This window comes from Paenibacillus lautus (assembly GCF_050482385.1).
In the GTDB taxonomy this organism is placed as follows: domain Bacteria; phylum Bacillota; class Bacilli; order Paenibacillales; family Paenibacillaceae; genus Paenibacillus_AQ; species Paenibacillus_AQ lautus_B.
Genome location: NZ_JBCNHV010000001.1, coordinates 743,682 through 760,404, shown reverse-complemented (window position 1 = coordinate 760,404; position 16,723 = coordinate 743,682). Strand labels below are relative to the sequence as shown.

Here is a 16,723-nt window from a genome sequence, read left to right as displayed (position 1 = left end):
TTGTTGGAAAAAGAGATATAGAGAACCCTTTAATAAACGGAGGAAACCCAAATGCGCAAAACAAAAATTGTATGTACCATCGGTCCTTCCAGTGAATCGTTGGAAAACACCAAGAAGCTCATTATGGCCGGCATGAACGTGGCTCGTCTGAACTTCTCTCACGGCGACTTCGAGGAGCATGGCAACCGGATCAAGAACATCCGCCAAGCTTGCGAAGAGTTGAACAAAACGGTAGCGATCCTGCTTGACACCAAAGGACCGGAAATCCGTACAGGTAAACTTGAAGTGGAACCGATTGAGCTTGTACAAGATGAATATATCACCCTTACTACCGAGGAAATCCTTGGTGATAAGAATCGTTTGTCCATTACTTATAAAGAGTTGCCGCAAGATGTTCAAGTGGGATCCACGATCTTGATCGATGACGGTTTGATCGGTCTAACCGTGGTGGAGATTCAAGGCTCCGAAATCAGATGCCGCATCGTCAATGGCGGAACCATTAAGAGCAAAAAAGGTGTTAACGTACCGGGAGTCGCGATTTCGCTCCCAGGGATTACGGAAAAAGACGCCAACGATATCGTTTTCGGGATCGAACAGGGCATCGATTTTATTGCCGCTTCCTTCGTTCGTAAAGCAAGTGACGTGCTTGAAATTCGCGAATTGCTGAAGAAGCATAATGGCGAGCACATCCAAATCATCTCCAAAATCGAGAACCAGCAGGGCGTTGACAACCTGGATGAAATCCTCGAAGTATCCGATGGCTTGATGGTAGCCCGCGGCGACCTCGGCGTTGAGATTCCGGCTGAGGAAGTTCCATTGGTGCAAAAACGCATGATCGAAAAATGTAACCTGGCTGGCAAACCGGTCATTACGGCTACGCAAATGCTGGATTCCATGCAGCGCAACCCACGTCCTACCCGTGCGGAAGCAAGTGACGTTGCTAATGCGATCTTTGACGGTACCGATGCCATCATGCTGTCCGGCGAAACGGCTGCAGGTAAATATCCTGTAGAATCCGTGCTGACCATGTCCCGTATCGCAGAGAAAGCGGAATCCGCACTGAACTATCGTGAAATGTTCTTGAAACAGCGTATTGCTCAAGATACCAGCGTTACCGAAGCAATCAGCCAATCCGTTGCGATCTCGGCACTTGACCTGAATGCCAAAGCAATCATATCGTCCACGGAATCCGGTCAAACGGCTCGTATGGTATCCAAATACCGTCCAGAGGCTCCTATCGTCGCTGTCACGACTCAAGACAGAACGATGAGACGTCTGGCACTGACTTGGGGCGTAACGCCGGTTAAAGGCGAACAGGCTTCTTCTACGGACGAGATGTTTGATTACGCGCTGCAAGGCGGCGTGAAGTCCGGACTCGTTAAAGAAGGCGATCTTGTTGTGATTACAGCAGGCGTGCCGCTGGGCCGTTCCGGTTCGACCAACCTGCTGAAAGTGGATCAAATTCCACAACAGAAGTAATACTACAGCCAAGAATCCGTTGGATTCTGAATATAGCAGCATATGAGCAATGGACGATGATTCTGTCGACCATTGCTTTTTGCATAGATAAGGGGGTGATGTTGATGCCTAAGCCATCCGTACCGACACTAAGCCGCTGGTTCTGGACGTCATTTCGGGTGCGTTATCAGGAAAGCGATCAAATGGGTGTCGTATACCATGCTAACTATTTAAACTGGTTCGAGATCGGGCGCACCCAAATGATCCGTGAAATGGGATTTACGTATCGCGGAATGGAAGAAGAAGGCGTCTTGCTCCCGGTGGTTGATCTTGATATCAAGTACCGCCAGCCTGCGCGGTATGATGATCTCGTAACGGTATTTACCAGAATGACTGCTTTCTCCCCGCTTCGAATACACTATGAATATGAGGTCCGTTTGCTGAGCGAACAGGAGCATGCAGATTTGGGGGCGATGGATTTGTCTCCCGAATCCAGGCTTCCCGGTACCTTGTTAACGGCAGGGGCGACCCGTCATGTGTGGCTTAATCGAGAGTGGAAGCCGGCCCGACTGGATAAATGCTCCCCAAAGCTGTATGATGCATTGAGGGACACCCTTTGGGGGAGGAAGGAGTAGCTTCATGTTCAAATGGTTGCTGGCAGCGATTATCTTCGTGCCTGCTATTGAAATATTCGGCTTCCAGTTTGTTGCGGATCGCGTGGGTGGCATGAATACCTTGCTATTGACACTGCTGACTTCTGCGGTTGGCGTGGCCATGATGAGGTTCGAAGGTCGCAAAGCGATGGAAGATGCCAAGCAGAGAATGAACTCAGGCATGGTTCCGGGTGCTTCCATGGCTGATGGCCTATGTATATTTGCAGGTGGAGTACTACTTATTCTGCCGGGCTTTGTAACTGACATTATCGGATTTACGCTGATATTTCCGTTGACCCGCCCGCTGTATCGGATTCTGCTGTTGAAATGGATGAAGAAAAATATGAAAAACGGCAAGATTACGATCTTTCGCAGATAAAACAAACAGGATCACCCATAAGACCGGCCCCTTCGTGGGCCGGTCTATTTACTATCTGAACCTGCCTCCGATAATATAATTCCTTAGGTCCTTGAATACATGGGCCCGGTGGAATGCATCCAGGATGACAAGCGACACAGGACCTACAATCAATCCCAGAATACCAAACAGCTTGAGCCCGACAAACATGCCCAGCAGGGCGGCGAGCGGGTCCAGTCCCACACTGCTGGCGAGCACTTTGGGCTCCATGATCTGCCTGACGATCAGGATGATGCTGTACAGGACGGTCAGTCCGATGCCGAGCGTCAGGTCGCCCGACATAAAGGCATACAGCGACCAGGGGATCAGGACGATGCCGACGCCAAGGTATGGGAGAAGATCCACCAAGCCGATCAGTAGTCCGATGGAGAAGGCGGAATCGACCCCGAGCGCATAAAGCGTGAGCATGACAATAAGGGCCGTGATGGAGATGAGGATCAATTGGGCCCTCGCGAATCCAAACAATGCTTTTTTCAGATCCGAGAAGATATAGATCATGGGTTTGCGAATGACGTCGGGCAGGATGCGGATAAGCGCGCGATTATGGCGCTCCCAGCTGTTGCTGAGAAAGAATGTTGACAGTAAAACAACAATCAGAATCGTGCCTAAGTTCGGCAAGTAATAAATAATTTGCAAAATTCCGTTAAAAATACTGGTAACTAAATCGGTCACGGCCGTGCCAATCGTTTGTGTCGTGCGGGTAATATTTTGATTGATGGTATCGTGATAATTCGGGTTGTTCTGATAAAACCGGCTAATCTCATTGATGATATTCTGGAAGCTATCATTCTGCATCCAGGCCGTCAGCCATTCCATCCAGGTATCAATATGGAGATTGAAGGACTGTGACAGAATAATCAGTTCCTTGACCAGTCTGGTAACAGCCGCAGTAAGAATCAGTAGAGCCGCTCCGAAATACAACAGCAGGGACAACGTGACGGCGAGCCACCGCGGCAGCTTCAAACTCCGCTGAAGCAGGTGGACGCAAGGATTCATGGCATAGGCGATGATCCAGGCCAGAAGGAAGGGATAAAGCAGCGGCAGTAGTACATATATTAAATAGGCAATCACGAAGATGGAAGACAGCACCCACACTCCCCGGCCAAAACGCTTGAGCATCAATCGTTCCAAACAATCACACTCCTTTGCAGCACTTCAAGGACGAGCAGAGTCGCTCATTCTCTATACCTATGCAAGGAGTTTCAATATAAGGATAAAGAGTTGGAAAACGCTTGTCTTCATGATTCGACAATGAGAATTATCACAGGTATAATGGAATTGTAAGTGATTTCAAAAAAATGTTTATGGTGTCGATAAAACAATTTGATGCGGCGAATGTCGCTGCTCATGTTCACATATCAGACAAAATCCAGTATGATATGAGAAGGTTTATGACTAGGACCATAGCAATTTTTTTCGCGTTTTCTTTTTTATCCGACTTCATGAAAATGTTTTCATGAATGTCAAAATAGTTCAGTTTATCCCGATCATAAAGGAGAGATGTTGCATGACAGCTACCAAGGGTTTGGAAGGCATTGTAGCTACCACCTCCGCGATTAGTTCGATCGTCGATGGCGTTCTGACTTATCGTGGATATGATATTGACGATCTCGCAGAACATGCAAGTTTTGAAGAGGTAGCCTATTTGCTCTGGTTCGGAAAACTTCCGAATGCCCAAGAGCTTAAGGCCCTTCAACAAGATTTGAGCGACTATGCTGCCATTCCGGATGAGCTTATCCAGCAGATCAAATTGTATCCGAAGGATACCAATACGATGGCTGCGCTTCGCTCGGCTGTATCCGCGCTTGCTCTGTATGACGCCGAAGGCGACGATATGAGCCGTGAAGCGAACGAAAAGAAAGCGGTTAAACTTCAAGCTCAGCTTCCGACGATCATCGCTGCCATCGCCCGTGTTCGTCAGGGTAAAGAGCCGGTCGCTCCGAAAGCCGGCGTCTCCATCTCGGAGAATTTCTTGTATATGCTCAGAGGCGAAGATCCTGATCAGACTTCGATCAAGGCTCTGGACCAGGCACTGGTATTGCATGCGGATCACGAGCTTAACGCATCCACGTTTGCTGCCCGTGTAACCGTAGCCACGCTGTCCGACATATATTCCGGCGTAACTTCCGCCATTGGTGCGCTGAAAGGTCCTCTGCACGGCGGTGCGAATGAAGCCGTCATGAAGATGCTGAACGAAGTCGGTTCGATTGATCGGGCTCAGGCTTACATTCAGGAGAAGCTGGACAACCGTGAAAAAATTATGGGCTTTGGACACCGCGTTTACAAAAACGGCGACCCGCGCGCGAAGCATCTGCAAAAAATGTCGCGTGAGCTTGGTGAAATGAAAGGCGACACTACGCTGTACGACATGTCGGTACTGATCGACGAAACGGTTACCAACCAAAAAGGGCTGAAGCCGAACGTTGATTTCTATTCCGCATCGGTCTATACGCAGCTCGGCATCGAGCAGGAATTGTTCACGCCGATTTTTGCCATCAGCCGTGTATCCGGATGGACTGCGCACATCCTTGAGCAGTATGAAGGCAACCGTATTATCCGCCCGCGCGCAGAGTATACAGGTATGACCGACCAAAAATATGTGCCGATAGAACTTCGCTAAGTGGCTGGCAATCATGTACAATAGGCTAGAGAACCGCTCAAACGTGAGTGAATCGCGGGTGGCGGGTTTCTCTGTGCCTATTCTGGTGGGATTTTTGGAATAGTTAGAGACAAGAACCATATTCAAAGGAGGAACTCATACTCATGAAATTGGAAAAATTCGCACTACCAACTGAAGGCGAGAAAATTACGATTGATAACGGAACTCTGCAGGTGCCTAACAACCCTGTCATTCCTTTTATTGAAGGTGACGGTACTGGCCGTGACATTTGGAAAGCTTCCAAACGCGTCCTTGATGCAGCAGTAGAAAAAGCATACAACGGTTCCAAGAAAATTGCCTGGTATGAAGTATTTGCCGGTGAGAAGGCATACAATACATACGGTGAATGGCTCCCGAACGATACGCTTGAAGCGATTCGCGAGTATATCGTTGCGATTAAAGGGCCTCTTACAACGCCTATCGGCGGCGGTATCCGTTCCCTGAACGTTGCCCTTCGTCAAGAGCTGGACCTGTACACTTGCCTGCGTCCTGTTCGTTACTTCGACGGCGTACCATCTCCGGTAAAACGCCCTGAACTGGTAGACATGGTTATTTTCCGTGAGAACACGGAAGACATCTACGCAGGTATTGAGTATAAAGAAGGCTCCGAAGAAGTGAAGAAAGTGATCAAGTTCCTTCAAGACGAGATGGGAGCCAACAAAATCCGCTTCCCGGAAACGTCCGGTATCGGCATCAAGCCTGTATCCTCCGAAGGTTCCAAGCGTCTTGTACGTGCAGCGGTTGAATATGCAATCAAGCATGGCCGCAAATCGGTGACATTGGTTCACAAAGGGAACATCATGAAATTTACAGAAGGTGCCTTCAAAAACTGGGGTTACGAAGTGGCTGAAGCTGAATTCGGCGATAAAGTGTTCACTTGGGCTCAATACGATATCATCAAGGATAAAGACGGCGTAGATGCAGCTAATGCTGCTCAAAAAGCAGCTGAAGATGCTGGCAAAATCATCGTTAAAGATGCGATTGCTGACATCGCGCTGCAGCAAGTTCTGACTCGTCCAACCGACTTTGATGTCATTGCGACATTGAACCTGAACGGTGACTACCTGTCTGACGCGCTGGCTGCACAAGTTGGCGGTATCGGTATCGCTCCAGGGGCTAACATCAACTATGTAACTGGACATGCGATTTTCGAAGCGACTCATGGTACAGCTCCGAAATATGCAGACAAAGACGTAGTAAACCCTGGTTCCGTTATCCTCTCCGGCGTAATGCTGCTTGAGCACCTCGGATGGCAGGAAGCCGCTGACCTGATCTACAAAGGGATGGAAACATCGATCAACAACAAAACTGTGACGTATGACTTTGCCCGCCTGATGGAAGGCGCTACCGAAGTGAAATGTTCCCAGTTCGCAGACGAAATCATTAAAAACCTGTAAGGAGGAGATTCATCGTGGCAATTACTCGTAAAAAGATTACGGTAGTAGGTGCTGGCTTTACAGGTGCGACTACCGCCCTGATGCTTGCTCAAAAAGAATTGGGTGACGTGGTGCTGCTGGATATCCCGCAGCTCGAGAACCCAACGAAAGGTAAAGCGCTGGATATGCTCGAAGCAAGTCCCGTTCAAGGATTTGACAGCAACATAGTTGGTACATCCAACTATGAGGATGCAGCTAATTCCGATATCGTAATCATTACAGCAGGTGTAGCCCGCAAGCCGGGCATGAGCCGCGATGACCTCGTTAATACCAATGCAGGGATCGTGAAATCCGTATGTGAGAACGTGAAGAGTCACGCACCGAACGCCACGGTGATCATCTTGAGCAACCCGGTCGATGCCATGACTTACGTGGCATATAACACGCTCGGATTTCCCAAGAACCGCGTAATCGGCCAATCTGGCGTACTGGATACGGCTCGCTATTGCACTTTCATCGCGCAAGAGCTGAACGTATCGGTTGAGGATGTCCGCGGATTCGTACTTGGCGGCCATGGTGATGACATGGTTCCGCTCGTTCGCTACTCCAGTGTTGGCGGCATTCCGATCGACACGCTGATTCCGGCTGAGCGCATTGAAGCCATTGTGCAGCGTACCCGGGTTGGCGGCGGCGAAATTGTGAACCTGCTGGGTAACGGTAGTGCATACTATGCGCCGGCTGCGTCCCTGGTACAAATGACGGAAGCGATTCTGAAGGACAAGAAACGGATCATTCCGATTATTGCTCTGCTGGAGGGCGAGTATGGCTATGACAATCTGTTCATGGGCGTACCGGCAATTCTCGGCGGAGACGGCATCGAGCGAATTTTCGAGCTTGAGCTGACGGCCGAAGAGAAAGCTGCTCTCGATAAGTCTGCGGAATCCGTACGTAATGTAACCGCGGTCGTGACCCTGTAATTGAATCAGGATTCACAAAATCGTCTAATAATGCAATCCCGTCCCGTGATTCGGGGCGGGATTGCTTTTCTTTGGAGGATCTCTCCAGTATAATAAGAGACGATGAACTTGATGTAACAAAAATCACACTAACGACTTTGGAGGAATTGTTTATGTGGAACGTAACATTTTTTCTGCATATGGTCGGTACGGCGGCGCTAGGATTTTACTTGATTCTGCCGTTTGTTGTTGGCGGTATTCAGAAGCTGTCCCTCGGCGCACAAGAAGGAGCCGTTAATACGATTCGTGTAGCGAACCGGTTTGCTCAGTACGGCTTGGTTATTCAGTTGTTGACTGGCGGATACATGATGTCCCAAGGCGAGTATTCGGTTCCTTGGATGATCATTGTAACAGTATTGCTGCTGGCGATGTTTGCTATTGGAGGTATCATGAGCAAGCCATTGAAGAATGCGCTTGCAGGAATCCGCGAGAAGCGTGAAGTGAAGGAAGAAACAAGCAAGTTGGGTACGCTTAGCGCACTCCTCTCCTTGCTGCTCCTGGTTATGATCTTCTTCATGGTATTCAACCATATCATCTAAGAACAGCTACATACGAAAGAGAAGCCGTCCGTTTATCGGGCGGCTTTTTTGGCGTCCCCCGCAAAGGATCTGAATGGACTTCGGAGCAATGCCCCACTTTGTGGGGGGAATTTATTGGGAGAGAAGGGCTTTACTTACGTTTGATCCCGTTCAATCTGGGTAAAAACAATAGCGAAGGGCTTTTTATGAGTATAAAGAGGCGTGTCGTACGCATCCTATGAGTGGTAGTTTGAGATACTGACCCGAAAGGAGAAATGTTCATATGCCACAAGATCAACAGAAACAAACCTTGCCGCCCCAGCATCAGGATCACAGACCCGGAACGGAATCGGAGATGAGTCCGAAGCCGGAGTTTGAGAGCAGTGCTTACAAAGCAGCCGGTAAGTTGAAGGGAAAGGTTGCGCTGATTACCGGAGGTGACAGCGGTATTGGCCGGGCGGTAGCGGTCCACTATGCCAAGGAAGGCGCGGACGTATCTATTGTGTACCTGAATGAGCATAAGGATGCGGAAGAGACCAAGCGTCAGGTGGAGCAGGAAGGCCGTAAATGCTTGCTGATCGCCGGTGACGTCGGCGACGATGCGTTTTGCCGCGATGCGGTTAGCGAAACCGTGGAGAAGCTCGGAAAGCTCGATATTCTCGTTAACAATGCAGCCGAACAGCATCCGCAGAAGAAGATTGAGGATATTACCAAAGAACAATTGGAGCGGACGTTCCGTACGAATATTTTCGGTATGTTCTATCTGACGCAGGCGGCAATGCCGCATCTGTCGAAAGGAAGCTCGATTATTAATACAACCTCCATCACGGCTTACCGGGGAAGTCCGCAGCTACTGGATTACGCATCAACCAAGGGGGCCATCGTTGCCTTTACGCGCTCGTTATCGATGAACGTAGTCGGGCAAGGGATCCGGGTGAACGCCGTTGCGCCGGGACCGATCTGGACGCCGCTGATTCCTTCGACGTTCCCGCCGGATCAGGTAGCCGAGTTTGGGGCGACCCAGCCGATGAAACGTCCAGGTCAACCGGAAGAGCTAGCTCCTGCCTATGTATATCTGGCCTCGACGGACTCCTCCTACGTGAGCGGTCAAGTCATTCACGTGAATGGCGGCGAAGTGATTAACGGTTAAGGTGTAAATAGAGCGGACATCCGGGGCTCCAGCCCGGATGTCCGCTATTTTATCATAGGTGAATTAGGAGAGATTACGGAGCTTACGGAGAATCAGATGGTTCTAAAACCGTTTGGAAGTGTACCGGTATTGCGGATCGCCCGGATTTGAGCCAGCGTCAAACGACGGTTGGAGCTGATAATGGATTCCGGCTCTTCGCCACGAATAATATCATCAAGATCGGCGATGTTGGTGTTGCCGCGGAATACTCTGAATCTGCCCCTGAAATTCGTTTCCGAGAACAGGACCAGAGTTGCATTGGGATTGGTGGAGAAGAATCTCAAGCTTTCAATGTCACCGAAAGTTCTCTCGAGATTGCGGATACCTACATTTCCACGTACCACAAATCGGCGTCCTCTGTAAAACTCGTTTCTAAACAGGGCAAGTCTTGGAAAGACAACTTGGGAGATTGAGGCTTTCGTCATAACTATCACCTCCTTTCCTTAACCAATATATGTGAGATTCATAGATTGGTATGGTTGATGCGACGGGGAAAATCAACACATTTTCTCTACTCTTTCATTTTTTGAAGTAAACCCTTTCATGTGCGAAATGATATGATATGATAACAATATTGGCAGTTTATAATGATTCTTTTTTACCATCATGTTTGGGTTATGAGAGAGAGGAGTTTACTAACGTTATGAAGTCATTTGAAGAGAGCATGTATCGACTGATTGTAGAAACCTCCACGAATTTGCCTGGAGATGTGCGAAGAGCAGTCAACCGTGGGCGAGCGTCTGAGGATGCCGCAACGCGAGCGGGGCTGGCACTGGCAACAATCGCTCAAAATATTGAGATGGCCGAGCAGGAAGTATCGCCGATCTGCCAGGATACCGGCATGCCAACATTCATCGTACATACACCGGTGGGTGCGAACCAAATCGAGATGAAGAAGGCGATCTACTCTGCAGTGATTCGCGCCACGAAGGATGGCAAGCTGCGTCCTAACTCGGTGGATTCGTTGACTGGCGCTAACAGCGGTGATAATCTCGGTCCTGGCACGCCTGTCATCCATTTCGAGCAATGGGAGCAGGATCAGGTGGACGTCCGTCTCATCCTGAAAGGGGGCGGCTGCGAGAACAAAAATATCCAGTACAGTCTTCCTGCAGACCTTGAAGGATTGGGGAAAGCGGGTCGTGATCTGGACGGGATCCGCAAATGCATCATGCATGCCGTGTATCAAGCACAAGGTCAGGGCTGCAGTGCTGGATTTATCGGCGTAGGCATCGGAGGCGACCGGACGATCGGTTATGAGCTTGCGAAGCATCAGCTGTTCCGTCATGTGGAAGATGTGAACCCGAATCAAGATTTGGCGAAGCTCGAAGATTACATATTGGAAAATGCAAATAAGCTGGGGATCGGGACAATGGGCTTTGGCGGAGAAGTCACGCTGCTCGGCTGCAAGATCGGTGCGATGAACCGTTTGCCGGCAAGCTTTTTTGTATCGGTTGCTTATAACTGCTGGGCATTCCGCCGTCAGGGCGTATTGATTGAGCCGGAAACCGGGGAGATCACGGACTGGCTGTATGAAGCGGGCAGCGAGGTGCAGATGAACGCAAATTCCGAAACGGCTGTGTCCCAAGCCGAAGACGCCGGTCCAAGTGATTCCAAGGGCCGCGAAGTGGTGCTGCAGACCCCGATCAGCGAGGAGCAAATTCGTTCTCTGCGCGTTGGGGACGTGGTGGTTATCCGAGGCGAGATGCATACCGGACGGGATGCGCTTCATAAATATCTGATGGATCACGATGCTCCTATCGATCTGAACGGATCCGTGATTTATCACTGCGGTCCGGTTATGATGCAGGATGAAGAGGGATGGCATGTCAAGGCTGCAGGCCCGACAACCAGCATTCGCGAGGAGCCGTACCAGGGCGATATTTTGAAAAAATTCGGCATTCGCGCGGTCATCGGAAAAGGCGGCATGGGTTCGAAGACGCTGCAAGCCCTGCAGGAGCATGGCGGCGTGTATTTGAATGCAATCGGCGGGGCCGCTCAGTATTACGCAAGATGCATCAAAAAAGTAAACGGCGTGGATTTCATGGAGTTTGGCATTCCGGAAGCGATGTGGCATTTGGAGGTTGATGGCTTTGCCGCTATCGTCACGATGGATTCACACGGAAATAGCCTGCATGCCGATGTGAGCAAGGATTCGGCAGAGAAGCTGGCCATGTTTAAAGAGCCGGTGTTCTCCTAATCCAGAGCATCTGAAGAAGCATCGATTGGCCATTGTGCCGGTCGATGTTTTTTTGTTGAGCAGGGGAGGTGGGCCCTTATTTCGAATTTTCGTTGCGGTTTTCGCACACTCCGGTTTATGATGAAAGTCAAATACGTCAATTCAGACATGGGAGGAAACAGGTGAGAAGTTTTGGACTAGCCTTTGCATCTTGGTTTGAAAAGTACACCTTTCTCTTGATTCCCGGCTCGCTGGTGCTAGGCTGGCTGCTCTCGGATGTCTTGCTGGGCTTTGTTCACTGGATTCCTTATCTATTCGGTTATATTACACTGGTTATGGCGCTTGGCTGTGGGATCCGTCATCTGCAAGGGGTTCTAAAACGCCCCTTTGCCGTTATGTTGACGCTGTTTCTTGCCCATGCGGCCGCACCGGTGCTTGCTTATGGACTGGGCTCGGCTGTGTTTGGTGCGCACTCGGATTATACGATCGGCTTGCTGCTGTTCGCGATCATTCCGCTGGGGATATCCTCGGTGATGTGGGTCGGGAGCTCCGGCGGCAGCGTTCCGTTCATCTTAGCGGTGGTCGTGCTGGATACCATACTCAGTCCACTAGTCGTACCGGCCTTGATGGATATGTTTATCGGGGATGCTTTGGTTACCTGGAATGCGTCTGAGCTGATTCTCGATTTGCTGACCATGGTGGTATTGCCCACTGTGATCGGGGTGATGCTGTATGAAGGCTCCAAAGGACGGATTAAGGACTGGTCGGCTCCCGTAGCCCAGCCGATCTCGAAGGTGTTTTTTATGCTCGTGGTTATGCTGAATGCAGCTGCCATCGCTCCCCATGCAGCAGGCATGAAGGAGGAGATGCTGGTGGTTATCCCAGTTGTTTTCACGTTGATTGTGATCTGTTATTTGCTTGGTTATTTTGGCTCGTATGCGATGCCGGGACCGACACGGGAAATGCAAATTACATTTACATACGCGTCCGGAATGCGTAATATATCACTCGGGATGGTGCTAGCTACAACGTATTTCTCACCCCAGGCTTCCATCCCGGTGGTGCTGGGCATTATGTTCCAGCAGCCGGCGGCGACCATCATTCATGCGTTATTCCACCGAAGACGCACACGGGCGGTAAGTTATCCAAAATGATCACGCGGCAGAAAGAGGAGAGACCATGAGGCAGTATCGCAATCGTTTGACTCTGATTATGCTTACTTTAATTGGGTTATCTATGCTCGCGGCAGGACTGGCTATGGTGACGGTATTCAAGCAGTCCCATGTTCAGCTGCTGGAGGACAATATGGTCCGGGAGATTCGGCTTCTGCAGACGATGATGGAGTTTCCGGATGCGGACAGCGCGGATGCTATCACGTATTATACCAACAGATCCATGCAGCTTGAGGAGCTGTCCGAGTCGAGAGTGACGTTTATATTGAAGGATGGCAAGGTCATCGGGGATTCGGAAAGTGATCCGTTAACTATGGATAACCACGCTTATCGCGAAGAGATGCTTCAGGCGGTTAAAGAAGGCCGCGGGAGTACCATTCGCCGGAGCGATACGCTTGAGCAGGACATGCTCTACGTTGCTCTTCCGGTCAAGGCCGGAGAGAATTTCGACGGATTCGTCAGATTGTCGGTTAGCCTGAAAGCAGTGGACCAGGGAGTCAGGCAAGGCTGGGCCGTCATGGGGATTGGCCTGCTGGTGCTGTTCCTGATTGCTGCCCTGGTGAGTTATCGTGTCGCTAAAGGCTTGACGTCACCGCTAGAGAAAATCACGCGCGTTGCCAGACGGATATCGAGCCTTGAATATGATGCGAGGGTGAAGATTCACCGTAAGGACGAGATCGGTCAATTGGCGCAAGCGATTAACGGAATGGCCGACAGCCTGCAGACCCAACTGCGGACGATACGGGATAATGAGGATTTGCTGCAAAGCGTTCTAAACAATATGACAGGCGGTATCGTCATGGTGAACGGAGCAGGTCAGATTATTCTTGTGAACCGGGCTGCCGAGCGAATGCTCGGCATTAATGCCGAAGTGATAACAGGCAAATCGTACCGTGAGCTCAAGCAGCATTATGAATTGACCAAACTGATGGAGCAAGGCTTGGAGAGCAAGGAAGGCTTCCATGAAGAGCGCAACATTTATTATCCGGTGGAATCGATCATCCGCCTGGATGGGGTTGCGATGATGCAGGAGGAAGAGCAGGAGTCATATAGAGGCATGCTGTTCCTCCTGCAGGATGTAAGTGATATCCGCAGACTGGAACGCATGCGGAGCGAATTTGTAGCCAACGTGTCTCACGAGCTGAAGACTCCGCTCGCTGCGGTTAAAGGGTTTGCCGAAACGCTGCTTGGTGGCGGGGTTACCGATGAGAAGACATCGCGTTCCTTCCTCCAGATTATTTATGACGAGTCCGAGCGGCTGAACCGGCTGATCGGTGACATTCTAGAGCTGTCCAAGATCGAATCCAAGCGGATTCAGATGGATTATTCGCCGATTCATCTGTCGGCGTTCTTTGATACGATATCCGAAATGATGCGCACGGTCGCAGAGAAGAAGCGGATCAGCCTGGAGCTCGACATTCCGGAAGAGCTGTTTATGGAGGGAGACGAGGACAAGCTCCGCCAGATATTTATGAATCTGCTCTCGAACGCGATTAGTTACACGCAAGAAGGCGGACGAGTAAAATTAACGGCTCTTGAAAAGCATAGTCATGGGAACGCCGAGGATATTGTGGAATTCATCGTTAAGGATTCCGGGATTGGCATTCCGAAGAAAGATCTTCCCCGTATATTTGAACGATTCTATCGGGTGGATAAAGCGCGTTCGCGCGGATCAGGCGGAACGGGGCTTGGACTATCAATCGTGAAGCATCTGGTGGATCTTCATCACGGAACCATCAAGGTGGAGAGCGAGCTCGGAATCGGCAGCTCCTTCATCATTGAGCTTCCGATATTGCAGGAAACCCAGGAGACAGGGAGTTAACACTCCGTTAACATTCTGTTGATATACTTGCATAAGCAGTCCAATTATCAAGATAAGGGCGGGGGTAACATTGACGCAACGCATGCTGGTTATCGAAGATGAGCCGACACTTTCGCGGCTGTTGTCTTACAATCTGACGCAGGAAGGTTTTCAAGTCGAGGTAGAGGAACACGGTACCGCAGGTTACGAGAAAGCGTCGCATCATGAATATGATCTGATCCTGCTGGATGTCATGCTGCCTGGCATGAACGGCTTTCAGATTTTAGAGAAGCTTCGCAGTAACGGAATTACCACGCCGATCATCATTCTGACCGCGAAGAACGCCGAGGAAGAAGTTGTTCAAGGTTTGAAGATGGGGGCGGATGACTATATTACCAAGCCATTTGGCGTATCTGAGCTGCTGGCCCGCGTATCGGCCGTTATGCGACGGGTTTCCGGTCACGCCGATGAAGTGAAGACGACAGATAATCAAGGAAATGTCATCTCACTTGGACAACTGGAAATCTATCCTGAGAAATACGAGGTTCGTCTTGGCGGCCAGAGCATTAATCTTAGGCCGAAAGAATTTGAAGTGCTGCTCTACCTGGCCAAAAAACCGGGCGTTGTGTTAACAAGGGATGATCTGATGAACGTGGTCTGGGGCTTCGATTATATCGGCGGGCAGCGAACCGTGGACGTTCATGTGAGTTCCCTGCGCAAGAAGCTTGAGCTTGATCCTGAATCTGTACACATTGACTCCATTCGCGGGGTTGGTTATAAACTTGTAGTAAATCCGAAAAAAGGCTCCCATCATTCCGTTTGAAATGATGAGGAGTCTTTTTTTTGGGTCTTTGGTCAGATCCTGACGTGTCTAATGTCTCATATCCCCGCGATTATCCTTCCGTAGTTTACGCTCCCTTAATCATTCGAGTATATTCCCATAATACTTGTTCGGTAAGATGCGTCTAAAGGACCAGATGAAGAAGGGGTGAAGGCGCATGACACTGCTTCAAACCAAACCAAATCAGACAGAGAGAATGAAGATGGAGGTAGAGCCGGAACTTGATGGACAAGTAGCTAACGAGCCTGAAGCAGGCGCATTATATCGGCAATACATAAGAAGGGTCCCTGTTATAGGAAAGACTGAATCCTGCCTTGATGTGTTGAATGTTTTTGCGAAGGACCCGCGTATTCCGTGTGTTATTTATTGCGATGAGGCAGACACACCAGCAGGACTGATCATGCGGGATGTGTTTTACCAGCGAATGATGGGCAGGTTTGCCGTTGACCTGTATTATTCCAAGCCCGCCTTCCAGTTTGCGGACCATCAACCGATGCGTGTCGATATATCCGAGAAGGTCGGAACGCTGCTGGAATTGTCCCTACAGCGCCCGGATTCAAAATTTTATGATTGTGTCCTGATCACGGATTCAAACCAACTGCAAGGTGTGCTTACCGTCCGGGATCTGATGAGTCTGTCCAGCGGGCTCCAAGCGGAGGCGGAAGAGAAGCGGGAACTGATCCTGCAGGAAAGCTACCGGCATACCCGGAACATTCAATCCTCATTAACCGACGTCCGAACGGCAGCAGCGAGAACGAACTCGGAATGTATACGGATGAGGGAGTGGTCTCAAACCGGGAAGGAGAAACTGGATCTTGTCCGAACCTCGTACCTTGGCCTTGTGGAGGATATGACGAAGCGTGAAGGCCAGGCCTCCGAGCTCGCGGCGGATGCCAGCCGCATTTTTTCCATAACCGGCATGATTACCGAGCTTGCGAACCAAAGCAGTCTGCTGGCAATGAATGCCTCGATTGAAGCCGCACATGCCGGCGAGCATGGGCGGGGATTTCAAGTGGTTGCGGCAGAGGTACAATCGCTGGCTAAACAAACACGCAAGCTCTCAGGGGATATATCGCAGCTGCTGGAGCAAATCCAGCGGCTGGCAGCAGATACAGCCAAGGGGGCCGTATCATCGCTGAAGGAAATTCAATCCTGCGAGGGGTATGTAACGGAAGGTGCCCAGATGTTTAATGAAATGGACAACGCCGTTCAAGAGGTGGAGAAATCCGGGAGCCAGGTTTATCAACTGGCCGAGGAAACCGTTAGGCGTGTGGAGCGGGTTAAGGATGAGCTTGCTGGAATGAACACCGGCGAATCTTCGATCAAGGAAGAAAGATCGAATCTGTAACTCTACTTTTATTAAAATATTTTACACTGCGTTTACATTTCTAAGAAACTGCTATTACATTCCGGGATTATTATCAATATTGTAAGCAGGAAGTAGAG

The 16,723-nt window shown here is 50.0% G+C and carries 15 protein-coding genes; 13 read left to right on the top strand and 2 right to left on the bottom strand.

Translation table 11 applies throughout. The features are described from left to right. Positions 1–51 precede the first annotated feature (51 nt). The 3 genes from pyk to ABEW73_RS03530 all read left to right on the top strand — a co-directional run bounded on the left by pyk (position 52) and on the right by ABEW73_RS03530 (position 2,490). Entirely contained in the window at positions 52–1,479 is a 1,428-nt protein-coding gene (pyk, locus tag ABEW73_RS03540) for a pyruvate kinase (protein WP_430162093.1), read from the top strand. A 104-nt stretch (positions 1,480–1,583) separates the two neighbouring features. Next, a complete protein-coding gene (locus ABEW73_RS03535; protein ID WP_430162095.1) occupies positions 1,584–2,093 on the top strand; it encodes an acyl-CoA thioesterase in 510 nt (169 codons plus the stop codon). 4 nt (positions 2,094–2,097) lie between these two features. Further along, positions 2,098–2,490, top strand: coding sequence for an FxsA family protein (locus ABEW73_RS03530; RefSeq protein WP_098748409.1), 393 nt, complete (start codon positions 2,098–2,100; stop codon positions 2,488–2,490). 51 nt (positions 2,491–2,541) lie between these two features. Here the strand turns inward: ABEW73_RS03530 and ytvI are convergent, their stop codons facing one another. Further along, positions 2,542–3,660: a sporulation integral membrane protein YtvI gene (gene ytvI, locus ABEW73_RS03525; protein ID WP_430162097.1), complete on the bottom strand. Its 1,119-nt coding sequence runs from the start codon at positions 3,658–3,660 to the stop codon at positions 2,542–2,544. 376 nt (positions 3,661–4,036) lie between these two features. Here ytvI and citZ point away from each other — a divergent pair, with 376 nt between their 5' ends. From citZ to ABEW73_RS03500, 5 genes are all read left to right on the top strand, one after another. Next, positions 4,037–5,149: a citrate synthase gene (gene citZ / locus ABEW73_RS03520; RefSeq protein ID WP_430162099.1), complete on the top strand. Its 1,113-nt coding sequence runs from the start codon at positions 4,037–4,039 to the stop codon at positions 5,147–5,149. A gap of 143 nt (positions 5,150–5,292) precedes the next feature. Continuing rightward, a complete protein-coding gene (icd, locus tag ABEW73_RS03515) occupies positions 5,293–6,585 on the top strand; it encodes an NADP-dependent isocitrate dehydrogenase (protein WP_339267254.1) in 1,293 nt (430 codons plus the stop codon). Positions 6,586–6,599: 14 nt separating this feature from the next. Continuing rightward, positions 6,600–7,541, top strand: coding sequence for a malate dehydrogenase (gene mdh / locus ABEW73_RS03510; RefSeq protein WP_076324328.1), 942 nt, complete (start codon positions 6,600–6,602; stop codon positions 7,539–7,541). A gap of 152 nt (positions 7,542–7,693) precedes the next feature. After that, the gene (locus ABEW73_RS03505; RefSeq protein ID WP_076324327.1) at positions 7,694–8,119 is read left to right on the top strand and encodes a hypothetical protein; all 426 of its coding nucleotides are present in this window, start codon (positions 7,694–7,696) and stop codon (positions 8,117–8,119) included. A gap of 262 nt (positions 8,120–8,381) precedes the next feature. Further along, a complete protein-coding gene (locus tag ABEW73_RS03500) occupies positions 8,382–9,248 on the top strand; it encodes an SDR family oxidoreductase (protein ID WP_430162101.1) in 867 nt (288 codons plus the stop codon). Between the two features lie 92 nt (positions 9,249–9,340). Here the strand turns inward: ABEW73_RS03500 and ABEW73_RS03495 are convergent, their stop codons facing one another. Next, entirely contained in the window at positions 9,341–9,712 is a 372-nt protein-coding gene (locus ABEW73_RS03495; protein WP_430162102.1) for a hypothetical protein, read from the bottom strand. A gap of 218 nt (positions 9,713–9,930) precedes the next feature. Here ABEW73_RS03495 and ABEW73_RS03490 point away from each other — a divergent pair, with 218 nt between their 5' ends. The 5 genes from ABEW73_RS03490 (at position 9,931) to ABEW73_RS03470 (ending at position 16,625) form a co-directional block, all read left to right on the top strand. Next, on the top strand, positions 9,931–11,484 hold the full coding sequence (locus ABEW73_RS03490) for a fumarate hydratase (protein WP_430162104.1): 1,554 nt from the start codon (positions 9,931–9,933) through the stop codon (positions 11,482–11,484). A gap of 161 nt (positions 11,485–11,645) precedes the next feature. Further along, positions 11,646–12,617, top strand: coding sequence for a bile acid:sodium symporter family protein (locus ABEW73_RS03485; protein WP_430162105.1), 972 nt, complete (start codon positions 11,646–11,648; stop codon positions 12,615–12,617). 25 nt (positions 12,618–12,642) lie between these two features. After that, on the top strand, positions 12,643–14,457 hold the full coding sequence (gene pnpS, locus ABEW73_RS03480; RefSeq protein WP_076324322.1) for a two-component system histidine kinase PnpS: 1,815 nt from the start codon (positions 12,643–12,645) through the stop codon (positions 14,455–14,457). 70 nt (positions 14,458–14,527) lie between these two features. Beyond that, entirely contained in the window at positions 14,528–15,259 is a 732-nt protein-coding gene (locus tag ABEW73_RS03475) for a response regulator transcription factor (protein ID WP_076324321.1), read from the top strand. Positions 15,260–15,434: 175 nt separating this feature from the next. Then, the gene (locus ABEW73_RS03470; RefSeq protein WP_430162107.1) at positions 15,435–16,625 is read left to right on the top strand and encodes a methyl-accepting chemotaxis protein; all 1,191 of its coding nucleotides are present in this window, start codon (positions 15,435–15,437) and stop codon (positions 16,623–16,625) included. Positions 16,626–16,723: the final 98 nt, after the last annotated feature.

Excerpts from the sequence above, each read along its gene's own strand:
- pyk (WP_430162093.1), top strand. The coding sequence starts at position 52 with ATGCGCAAAACAAAAATTGTATGTACCATCGGTCCTTCCAGTGAATCG.
- ABEW73_RS03535 (WP_430162095.1), top strand. The coding sequence starts at position 1,584 with ATGCCTAAGCCATCCGTACCGACACTAAGCCGCTGGTTCTGGACGTCA.
- ABEW73_RS03530 (WP_098748409.1), top strand. The coding sequence starts at position 2,098 with ATGTTCAAATGGTTGCTGGCAGCGATTATCTTCGTGCCTGCTATTGAA.
- citZ (WP_430162099.1), top strand. The coding sequence starts at position 4,037 with ATGACAGCTACCAAGGGTTTGGAAGGCATTGTAGCTACCACCTCCGCG.
- icd (WP_339267254.1), top strand. The coding sequence starts at position 5,293 with ATGAAATTGGAAAAATTCGCACTACCAACTGAAGGCGAGAAAATTACG.
- ABEW73_RS03505 (WP_076324327.1), top strand. The coding sequence starts at position 7,694 with ATGTGGAACGTAACATTTTTTCTGCATATGGTCGGTACGGCGGCGCTA.
- ABEW73_RS03500 (WP_430162101.1), top strand. The coding sequence starts at position 8,382 with ATGCCACAAGATCAACAGAAACAAACCTTGCCGCCCCAGCATCAGGAT.
- ABEW73_RS03495 (WP_430162102.1), bottom strand. The coding sequence starts at position 9,712 with ATGACGAAAGCCTCAATCTCCCAAGTTGTCTTTCCAAGACTTGCCCTG.
- ABEW73_RS03490 (WP_430162104.1), top strand. The coding sequence starts at position 9,931 with ATGAAGTCATTTGAAGAGAGCATGTATCGACTGATTGTAGAAACCTCC.
- pnpS (WP_076324322.1), top strand. The coding sequence starts at position 12,643 with ATGAGGCAGTATCGCAATCGTTTGACTCTGATTATGCTTACTTTAATT.
- ABEW73_RS03470 (WP_430162107.1), top strand. The coding sequence starts at position 15,435 with ATGACACTGCTTCAAACCAAACCAAATCAGACAGAGAGAATGAAGATG.